Origin of the sequence: Azospirillum sp. B506 (genome assembly GCF_000333595.1) — a bacterium.
GTDB lineage: Bacteria > Pseudomonadota > Alphaproteobacteria > Azospirillales > Azospirillaceae > Azospirillum.
The window spans coordinates 1-9,038 of the sequence record NZ_BADK01000147.1 but is presented as its reverse complement, the minus strand read 5'-3'; the positions used below and the strand labels follow the sequence as shown (position 1 = coordinate 9,038).

The window sequence follows — 9,038 nt, the reverse complement described above, 5'->3', positions numbered from 1 at the left end:
CTTTGCCTATGGATCAGAGGGCGCAAGATGCTTGAAATCCCAAAATGTGCCCGTAATGTGAAAGCGCAAACACGGCAGAACGCCGGGTTAGATCGGGAGTGAGAGGTGGCGCACCTAATGACTGGGTTGCGAAATCCAAATTTCTTGCTGTTAACTCCTCCCTGCCCCCTCGTAACTTCTTAAGAAGCGAGTCGGCTCGGCCGTGTATAGTGCAGCATCACTTACAAGGCCACGTTATTTGATACCTTCTTTCATAGAACAATAAATGCAGGCGATAGACTTGGTTGATCCAGAGGAAAAGCCGGAGCCAGCCTCTCGTAAACGCCGGGTGTCTCATAAAGACAAGCCAGTGGAATTGATGATTTTTGCCCATAATTTCAAACAGGCTCGCCTCGCTGCTGGCCTGACACAAACTGACATCACCAAGAGAATTGGCGTCTCGCAGGCTTACGTGTCCGATGTGGAGCGGGCTGTGGTTGATCCCAGCCTGACACACATGGCCTTGCTGGCGCGTGTGGTGGGCAGGCCGCTGCATGAACTGCTTAAGCCTTCATCGACGCTGAAACCTTCACAGCCAAAGTGAAGGCGCTTCAATCGTGACAGAAGATGTCAAAAAACCGCTCTCCACACGCAAGCCTCATAAGCAGCCCTCTGCAAAAGAGGATGCACCGCCGGAGCTTCTAATATTCGCAAGAAACTTCAAGAAAGCACGTCTAGAAGCTGGCCTCTCTCAACGAGACATCATGAGACTGACTGGCATAAGCCAGAATTATATCAGTTTTCTTGAGCGATCATTTTATTCTCCTAGCCTCAGCTATATGGCTTTGCTGGCGCGTGTGGTGGGAAAGCCACTGCACGAGCTGCTGGAACCTTAGTTACAGGACAGGTTCCTCTACAGAACCGCGCAAGCGAGCCATTCGGCCAACCTTTGATCGCTGACGTTCTTTGAGAGCTTCCCGGAACTCCTCTCCTTCCTTTTTCCACCATGCAATTGTGACCGCCACGATAGCAGAGCGTGGCCCTTTCTCGCGCCGAACTTCCAACTTCACACCGAGGTCGGTAAGGCCGTTCACCTCTAATTCCGCAGGTTCCAGAACACGCCGGACAAAGTCAGGGCCGCGCGTGAGGCGCCCAGGAGGCACGCCCAGCAGATCACGAAAGCGATCAATGGAGAACGTCTCCACAGACCGTTCCATCTCCGCCCGAAGCTGAACCAGCTCATAGAGCGCAACGGCATACTTGCTTGTCATCGAGCAAATCAATTCTGCTCGGATACGGCCCCAGTGCCCTGACTGAGCAATGATAGGCTGAAGCTTCTTCGGGAGCCCATAGCGCACGCTTGAACGAGACGCAGCTTCATCATTTGACAGGTCAAAGAACTCAAATAGGTGCGTCTTTATCGTCCGAGGTTCGCCTGTCTTTTGATCCTTATATGGTACGTTTACAACAACGCGCATTAGCCGATCCAAGCTATCACGCACCCGGTCATTACTTTGATGCTTAGACGGGCGAAGGACATGCATCGGCAGTTCCCACTCAGCCCCAGGTTCACCTAGGTTGCCGCTGCTATGAGCGTGCTGGTAGAGCAGGTTCAAAGCGGCGCGATCCATGGCTTCCAGCTCATGAGCGCCGGTAATTTCAATCAACTCACCAGCTTTAGGGAAGCCGAGTGCGTTGGTTTTTTGTGCAATGGTACGACTCATGCGGGAAACGGTATTGTGACGTGACATCAGTGTCAAGTCACGTCATGTTCGCTTGTTGAGTCACACACCCCCTCCATCAAGCCTCTTCCCACCCCTTCCTATCGAAGTGTCTTTACCCTTTCCGTTGCCCGATCCGCCCGTTGAGTCACATCAGAGTATGCCGGGTTCCGGAAGGAACTTCCTGGGCAGTTGAAGGCCCAGCCATCCGCCCGTTGAGTCACAACAAACCGCCCGTTGAGTCACAAGCACCCGCCCGTTGAGTCACAACAAACCGCCCGTTAAGTCACAATAAGAGAGATATTTCCTTTCTGTATCAATGACTTATTCGCTCCAGAAGTTGAATCTAAGAATCTGAAACTCCTGCTGTGGATAACTCCCCGCCTCTTCCCGGTGGATTTGTGGACAGTGCGCCTTCGGGCGCACCGGCAGGCGACCGTGGACCACCGCTATTGCGGTTGCCCACCGCCGCCCACCTCTGCCCACAAGCCCACCGGGGCAGCAAACAACCAGAACTTTTTGATTTGTTTGGAAAAAAGGGAGAAAAATGAAGTTTCCTTCATCCCTGGTGTCCAATCATTTGCTATCCGGAGCAGGGGCCTAGTCCCATTGCAAAACGTCACCACTGGAACAGACGGCCGGTCGGCACCCTATCGTGCTGATGTGACAAAACGGGCGGCTGCTCCCCATTGCACAACGTCACCGTAGAGGCGGTCAGCCGGTGGGCACCCTGCGGTGCTGATGTGACAAAACGGGCGGCTGCACCCCCCATTGCAAAACGCCACCGCAGAGGCGGTCAGCCGGTGGGCACCCTGCGGTGCTGATGTGACAAAACGGGCGGCTGCACCCCCCATTGCAAAACGTCACCGCAGAGGCGGTCAGCCGGTGGGCACCCTGCGGTGCTGATGTGACAAAACGGGCGGCTGCACCCCCCATTGCAAAACGTCACCGCAGAGGCGGTCAGCCGGTGGGCGTCCTGCGGTGCTGATGTGACAAAACGGGCGGCTGCCCCCCATTGCAAAACGTCACCGTAGAGGCGGCCGGTCGGCACCCTGTCGTGCTGATGTGACAAAACGGGCGGGTAACACCCATCGCAAAATGTCACCGTTGGATCGGCCGGCCGCCGGCTGGCGGTGTCAGACTACCAGGCAGCCCTAGAAGGCGATCACCCCGACCAGCAGACCGCCGGAGAGGCAACACACGGCTCCCACGGCCACCAGGGCGGCGTAGAAAGCCGTCCGGCGGGCTATGGCGGCCTGTTGGGCGGCCTCTTGTGCGGCCTGCACCTGACGGCCGAGAGAGGCGATAAGCTGCGCCTGGACGGCCCTGCCGGCTTCCTCGACCTGTTCGGCCACATAGCCGCCGGTTTCGGTGACCAGTTTGCCGGCCAGCTCGCGGGCTGCGGCGATCTGCTGGGCCGATCCCGCAGCCGTCCGGTCCTCTGCCTGTTCCAGCGTGGCGGTCAGCCGCTCGACATACTGGGCGAGCACCAGCTCGTTGAGGGTGAGGGTGACGAGGATCGGGTCAGAGGGGCCGAGCAGCACGTTGTGCCGCTTGGCGACCTCCCCTATGAGCCGTTGGACGTCCATGGCCGTCAGACGACAAGAGCAATCTGGTTGAAGATATCGCGCTTCATCATCGTCAGCCGTTGCTTTGCCATCAGACCGAAATCAGGGCTTCTGACCGCTTCATCAAAGGTGAGCTTGCGATCCAGCATCATTTCCATGTCCTTGCCGAAGGTTTCCCCGGTGTAGCGCTTGATCCGCACCAGCCCCTTCACCCGATGCTTGTTGGTCTGGTAGGTCTTCATCTCTTCGAATCCCTTTCCTTCGGCGAGAATGTCGCCGAAGTATTCATTGAGCCACACCACCATCTGCGCGCTTTCAGGGAGTTGGCGGGCGAGCTGATCGAAGCCGGTGAGGGTGTCCATGATAGCCTGCCCTCCGGTGACGACGGTATGGACGACGAGCTGGCGGCCCGAGGCGGCCAGAAGGTCGGCAACGCCGTTTTCCAGCATGTAGCTGGTGAGGGGGAGGAAGGAGGCGGCGCCATTGTCGACCACGACACTGGCATCCTCCGAGACCAGCAGCTCGATCATGGCATCGAAGTTGCGGGTGTTGATCTGGTTGCCCTGCAAGAGGTCGAGGCGGCGAACCTTGAGGGCGGCATAGCCTGAGAGGGTGTCGTTGACGGGATCTGTGTCGATGCAGGTGATCGGCCGACCGCTGGCGGTGAGGTACTGGGCCAGGAGGGACGAAACCATGGACTTTCCGACACCCCCTTTTCCCTGGAGTGTCATGTGAATTTGCGGCGCCAGTTGAGATAAGGCCGGGGCGGCGGTCAGGGCCTCATTGGCAGCCTGTTGGGCCTTGGTAGCCATCGGTGACTCCTTAAATCAAGTCCTCGGGATTTTTCGCGCGAGGATTGTATTCAAATTGGCGGATCACAGGGCCGCCATCGGGATCGGTGGGCTTGGCGGGAGGCTGTTCTGGAGTGCCGACCGGGGGGGGCACAGCCTCATGGGGAGGGGCGGTGCCGCTCCCCTTCGGTGTCCCTTTCAGGATCAGGGAGGACACGTATCGCCAGAATTGAGGATAGGACATTTGCAATTCCGACTTGTGCCGCTCGTAGACGGATTTGACCGGCCAGCCCTGCTGCAATTCGGTGCGGATCACGTCGATCCGGGTGAGGAACAGGGCGCGGTGTTCGCCCTTCCGCCGCTTTTTGGGCTGTTGGTCGCTCATCCTCCGCCTCATGTCTGCGCCAAGTCAAAGAACACTACCAACATATGAAATTATCTGCAACCATATGAAATTTTCTGAAAGTATATGAAATTATCTGAAATAGCGGGTGTTTCCGGGATGATACTCATGAAATTATGTGAAATCGTATGAAATTATATGAAAGAAACTGCGAAACTCTGCGTTTTTGACTCGGTTGGTATAGGCCATTTCAGACAGTTGCAGATAATTTCATACGATTTCATGTTTGAGGATCGCAAGATGTGTGTTGTTGGCCAACACGGCGAAGCCGTGTCGTCCCCCACCACCCGCGCTTACTCGCCCTTCGGGCTCGACGCTGATCTTGCTCTGCGAGGCATACGGCGGCTGCCGCCGCTTTGAACGCCAGGGAGGAAACCACCATGCCGAGATCGGAAACCGCAGAGACGAGGGAGCGGAACCGGCCGCTTCGGGTGGTGGTGTCGCCCAGCGAGCGGGCGCGCATTGAGGCGAAGGCAGCGGCGGCCGGATTGTCGGTGTCGGCCTATCTGCGGAGTGTCGGACTGGGGTATCAGCCGCGCAGCGTGGTGGACCTTGATGCGGTCGAGCGGCTGGCGAAAGTGAACGCCGACCTTGGCCGACTGGGCGGCCTCTTAAAGTTGTGGCTGACCGACATGCCAGGGCGGGGTGTGCCCGTCGCGGACATCCGTGATTTGCTGGGGCAGATCAAGGACACCCAGGACGATCTTCGCCATGCGGTGACCCGGTTATGATCGCGAAGCGGGTCAGGCGGACGGCGGCGACCTCCGATTTCGCAAGATTGGGTCGTTATATTCTGGCGGCCAAAACCGAGACGGCGGCCCAGTTATGGACGCGGACGGCGGACTACATTCTGGACGCCAAGGGCGGCGGGGAAAAGATGGCGTGGTCGCGCATCACCAACTGCCATTCGGAAGAACCGGGTTGGGCGATCCGTGAGATCCTGGCGACCCAGGAACGCAACAAGCGCTCCAAGGGGGACAAGAGCTATCACCTGATCGTCAGCTTCCCCGAGGGGGAGGAACCGACCAGGGCGCAGCTGGAGGACATCGAGGACACGCTGTGCGCCGGCATCGGCTTTGCCGAGCACCAGCGGATCAGCGCTGCCCACAGCAACACCCAGCACTTCCATCTTCACATCGCGATCAACCGGGTGCATCCCCGTAGCTTCCGCTGCATCGAGCCGTTCTACGATTACAGGAGCTGTTCCGGCTGTGCCGGGGGCTGGAGCAGAAGCACGGATTGCAGCTCCACCCGATGGACGGCCCGACCTTGGCCGGCCGGCCGGGTGATTTTGAGGCGCACGCGGGCGAGGCGTCATTCTTGCGGTGGGTGAAGGAGACGGCCGGCCCCGAGCTGGTGGAGGGGGCAGCCAAGGCGGCGAACTGGGGCGAGCTGCACGCGGTGCTGGAGCGCCATGGGCTGGCGATCCGACGGAAGGGCGCCGGTCTGGTCATCGTGCAGGAGGAAACAGGACTCGGCGTGAAGGCGAGCAGCGTTGACCGCAGCTTGTCGGCCAAATCGCTGACGAAGCGGTTGGGGGCTTATGAGCCACCCCCGGCGCCGATCCAACGCCGACCGAACGGTGACAGTTCGCAAGGGGCGGCGGAAGCCGCCCGTTTTGTCACATCAGCGCCGGCCGGCGATCCGACCCAACCAGGGCGCAGCTATCAGAAAGTGCCGCTGCACCGCCACGGCAACAGCAAGGCGCTGTACCAAGAGTACCAGGCGCAGCGGGAGGCGCTGCTAAAGGCGCGAGCGGCCCAACGGGCGGCCCAGCGGCAGGCGCAGGCGGAACACGTCAAGGAGCTGGTAGGGTGGTATGCGGCACGGCGGGCGGAAATCAAGCGCAGCCCGGTGCTGACAGCGGCCGAGCGCCGACATGCTTACACGATGCTGGCGCATCAGCGCCGGGCCGATGCGGTGGCGTGGCGGCAGGAGCAGGCTCGGCAACGCCAGCAGGCGGCAGGGCAGAGCTTGCCGACATGGCAAGAGTTCCTGGCAGTGGAGGCCAGCCGGGGCAACGAGGTGGCGGTGGCGGTGCTGCGCAGCCGGTCCCGCCGGCAGCGCCGGATGGCGGAGAACCTGCTGACCGCGACCGACGCCGATGTTGCCCGGCACATCGTCTATGAGCGGCTGCGCCCGAAGGCCGGCAGGGACGGCGCGCTGGTCTACCGGGTGGAGGATGGCGGGGTGGTCAGCGACGAGGCGACCCAGGTACGGGTGACCGAGGTCACCACCGGGGCGGCCTTCCTTGCCCTGTCGCTGGCCGATGACCGCTTCCGTGGCCGGGCTTTGGTGGTGGAGGGCAGCCAGGAATTTCGGACTCAGGTGGCGCAGCTCGCGGCGATGAAGGGGCTGGAGGTGCGCTTTGCCGATCCCGAACTTGAGCAGAAGCGCGCCCAGCTTGCCGAGCGTATGACCCAGGCCGAAGGATCTACATCCGTCACCGACTTCGTCTCCCAGCGGAACAGTAGGAGGGAAGTGGTAACGTCGATAGACTATACGCGCCTCTGGACGGCGAGCGACGCCGGCCCGGTGGTCTACCAAGGCCGCCGTAGGTTGCAAGACGGTGCCGAGGTGGTGCTGCTGCATCGAGGCGGCGAGACGCTGGTCAAGCCGGTCACCCCCGCCCAGGCCGCCAAGGCGAGCACCTGGCGAGTGGGGCAGACGGTCGAGCTGGACAGCCGAGGCCGCCTCCTTTCCCCATCGAGAGGGCGCAAGCGATGACGACAGCCGGCCCGCTGAGTCCGACTCTCCAACCAAAGCGCAAGCGATCACGGGCGCGGCTGTTCGGGCCGCTGCTGCTAGCCGGGACGGTGGTCGGGTTGTCGAGCGTTTGCACCCAGTATGTGGCGCAGAGTCTCGGCTATCACCCGGCATTGGGGGAGCCGGTGATTGGCGTCTTCTATCCGCCGTGGGCGTGGTTCCAGTGGCAGATGGACTGGTACTGGAACGCCAAGGAGGTGTTCGACAAAGCCAATCTCGGCTTTCTCGGCAGGCTTGGCGCCAGCATCCTGACCTATGTCCTGGCCGTTGGTTTGGCGACGCGCAGCGCCACCCGGCACGAAGGGGTGCATGGCACCGCCCATTGGGCGGGCCGCAGCGAGGTGGAGCGCAGCGGGCTACTGCCGGCGGCGGACAAGCCGGGTGCTGGCGTCTATGTCGGCGGCTGGACCGATCCGGCGACCGGCCGGCTGCATTATCTCCGGCACAACGGGCCGGAGCACATCGCCGCCATCGCGCCGCCGCGATCCGGCAAGGGCGTCGGGCTGGTGGTCCCCACCCTGCTGTCCTGGCCGCACAGCGTCGTCGCCCACGACATGAAGGGCGAGCTGTGGGCGATGTCGGCGGGCTGGCGCAAGGCGCAGGGCCATGTGGTGATGAAGTTCGATCCGGCGGCGGCCGAGGGCAGCGTTGCCTTCAACCCGCTGGCGGAAATCCGCTTCGGCACGCTCTACGAGGTGGGCGACGTGCAGAACGTCGTCACCATCATGGTTGACCCCCAGGGCACCGGGCAATTGGACCACTGGGCAGCGTCGGCGCATGCGCTGCTGACCGGGGTCATCCTCCATCTCAGCTACAAGGAAGCCAAGGACGGGCGGGCCGTCACCCTGCCGGCGGTGGCGCAGGCCCTGTCCGATCCCGAGCGACCGGTGATCGAGCTGTACGAGGAGATGCTGGAGAACCGGCATCTCTGGAAGGCGGAAACCGGCGAGGCGGTGGCCCATCCGGTGGTGGCGGCAGCGGCGCGCGACATGCTGAACACCGAGGACGAGGAACGCGCCCCCATCCTCTCCACCGCCGGGCTTTTCTTGAGCCTCTACCGCGATCCGCTGGTGGAGCAGAACACCGGGCGCAGTGATTTCATGGTCGGCGACCTGATGGACCATAAGCTGCCGGTGTCGCTCTACCTGGTTGTCCGCCCCGCCGACAAGGACCGGCTGAAGCCGCTGATGCGGCTGGTCATCAACCAGATCGTCCGGGTGCTGGTGCGCGACGAAATGACCTTCGTCGACGGCCAGGAGCAGGCGCTTCATAAGCACCGTCTGCTGCTGCTGCTGGACGAGTTCGCCAGCTTCGGCAAGCTGGAGGTCTTCCAGGAGGCGCTGTCCTTCATCACCGGCTACGGCATCAAGGCCTATGTGATCGTTCAGGACGTGGCTCAGCTCTGGAGCCTCTACGGCAAGGACGAGAGCATTCTGTCCAGTTGCCATGTCCGGGTGGCCTACGCGCCGAACAAGGTCGAGACGGCCGAGTGGCTGTCGAAGATGACCGGCACCACGACGATCGTCAAAGAGGACATCTCCACCAGCGGATCGCGCTTTGGCGCCGTCTTGCAGCAGGTGACACGCTCCTATCACGAGGTGAGCCGGCCGCTGCTGACGCCTGACGAGGTGATGCGGCTGAAAGCCCCGGTGAAGGACGAGGCCGGCCGGATCAGCGAGCCGGGCGACGTGCTGGTGTTCACCGCCGGCCATGCCCCGGTCTATGGCACGCAGAGCCTCTACTTCCGCGATCCGGTCTAGCCGAACGGGCCAAGGTTCCAGCTCCATCAACCGACCGTCGCGCGCCCAAG

At 61.6% G+C, this 9,038-nt stretch carries 10 protein-coding genes; 6 read left to right on the top strand and 4 right to left on the bottom strand.

Annotation, left to right across the window (positions count from 1 at the left end):
• Positions 1-265: 265 nt before the first annotated feature.
• Both I71_RS35625 and I71_RS35620 read left to right on the top strand, forming a co-directional pair.
• Positions 266-583 carry a helix-turn-helix transcriptional regulator gene (locus tag I71_RS35625; protein ID WP_083896989.1) on the top strand — a complete coding sequence of 106 codons (318 nt, stop codon included), beginning with the start codon at positions 266-268 and terminating at the stop codon, positions 581-583.
• A 13-nt stretch (positions 584-596) separates the two neighbouring features.
• Positions 597-875, top strand: a complete 279-nt coding sequence (locus I71_RS35620; protein ID WP_083896988.1) for a helix-turn-helix transcriptional regulator — start codon at positions 597-599, stop codon at positions 873-875.
• Here I71_RS35620 and I71_RS35615 read toward each other — a convergent pair whose 3' ends face one another.
• The 4 genes from I71_RS35615 to I71_RS34800 all read right to left on the bottom strand — a co-directional run bounded on the left by I71_RS35615 (position 876) and on the right by I71_RS34800 (position 4,444).
• Positions 876-1,703, bottom strand: coding sequence for a replication initiation protein (locus tag I71_RS35615; RefSeq protein ID WP_159107349.1), 828 nt, complete (start codon positions 1,701-1,703; stop codon positions 876-878).
• A 1,151-nt stretch (positions 1,704-2,854) separates the two neighbouring features.
• Positions 2,855-3,289 carry a hypothetical protein gene (locus I71_RS05320; protein WP_042691801.1) on the bottom strand — a complete coding sequence of 145 codons (435 nt, stop codon included), beginning with the start codon at positions 3,287-3,289 and terminating at the stop codon, positions 2,855-2,857.
• Between the two features lie 5 nt (positions 3,290-3,294).
• Positions 3,295-4,080 (bottom strand): conjugal transfer protein TraL, encoded by a 786-nt coding sequence (locus I71_RS05315; RefSeq protein WP_083896986.1) that lies wholly within the window; start codon positions 4,078-4,080, stop codon positions 3,295-3,297.
• 10 nt (positions 4,081-4,090) lie between these two features.
• The gene (locus I71_RS34800) at positions 4,091-4,444 is read right to left on the bottom strand and encodes a TraK family protein (protein WP_049975937.1); all 354 of its coding nucleotides are present in this window, start codon (positions 4,442-4,444) and stop codon (positions 4,091-4,093) included.
• 398 nt (positions 4,445-4,842) lie between these two features.
• On the opposite strand from I71_RS34800, the gene I71_RS05305 reads away from it, so the two are divergent.
• Genes I71_RS05305 through I71_RS05295 form a run of 4 tightly spaced genes read left to right on the top strand, consistent with a single transcriptional unit; the run spans position 4,843 to position 8,988 of the window.
• Positions 4,843-5,193, top strand: a complete 351-nt coding sequence (locus I71_RS05305) for a hypothetical protein (protein WP_042691798.1) — start codon at positions 4,843-4,845, stop codon at positions 5,191-5,193.
• Positions 5,190-5,795, top strand: a complete 606-nt coding sequence (locus I71_RS05300; protein ID WP_049975936.1) for a relaxase/mobilization nuclease domain-containing protein — start codon at positions 5,190-5,192, stop codon at positions 5,793-5,795. The genes I71_RS05305 and I71_RS05300 overlap by 4 nt, the downstream gene beginning before the upstream one ends.
• Positions 5,792-7,189: an LPD7 domain-containing protein gene (locus I71_RS34795; RefSeq protein WP_244433650.1), complete on the top strand. Its 1,398-nt coding sequence runs from the start codon at positions 5,792-5,794 to the stop codon at positions 7,187-7,189. The genes I71_RS05300 and I71_RS34795 overlap by 4 nt, the downstream gene beginning before the upstream one ends.
• Entirely contained in the window at positions 7,186-8,988 is a 1,803-nt protein-coding gene (locus I71_RS05295; protein ID WP_244433648.1) for a type IV secretory system conjugative DNA transfer family protein, read from the top strand. Before I71_RS34795 ends, I71_RS05295 begins: the two co-directional genes overlap by 4 nt.
• Positions 8,989-9,038: the final 50 nt, after the last annotated feature.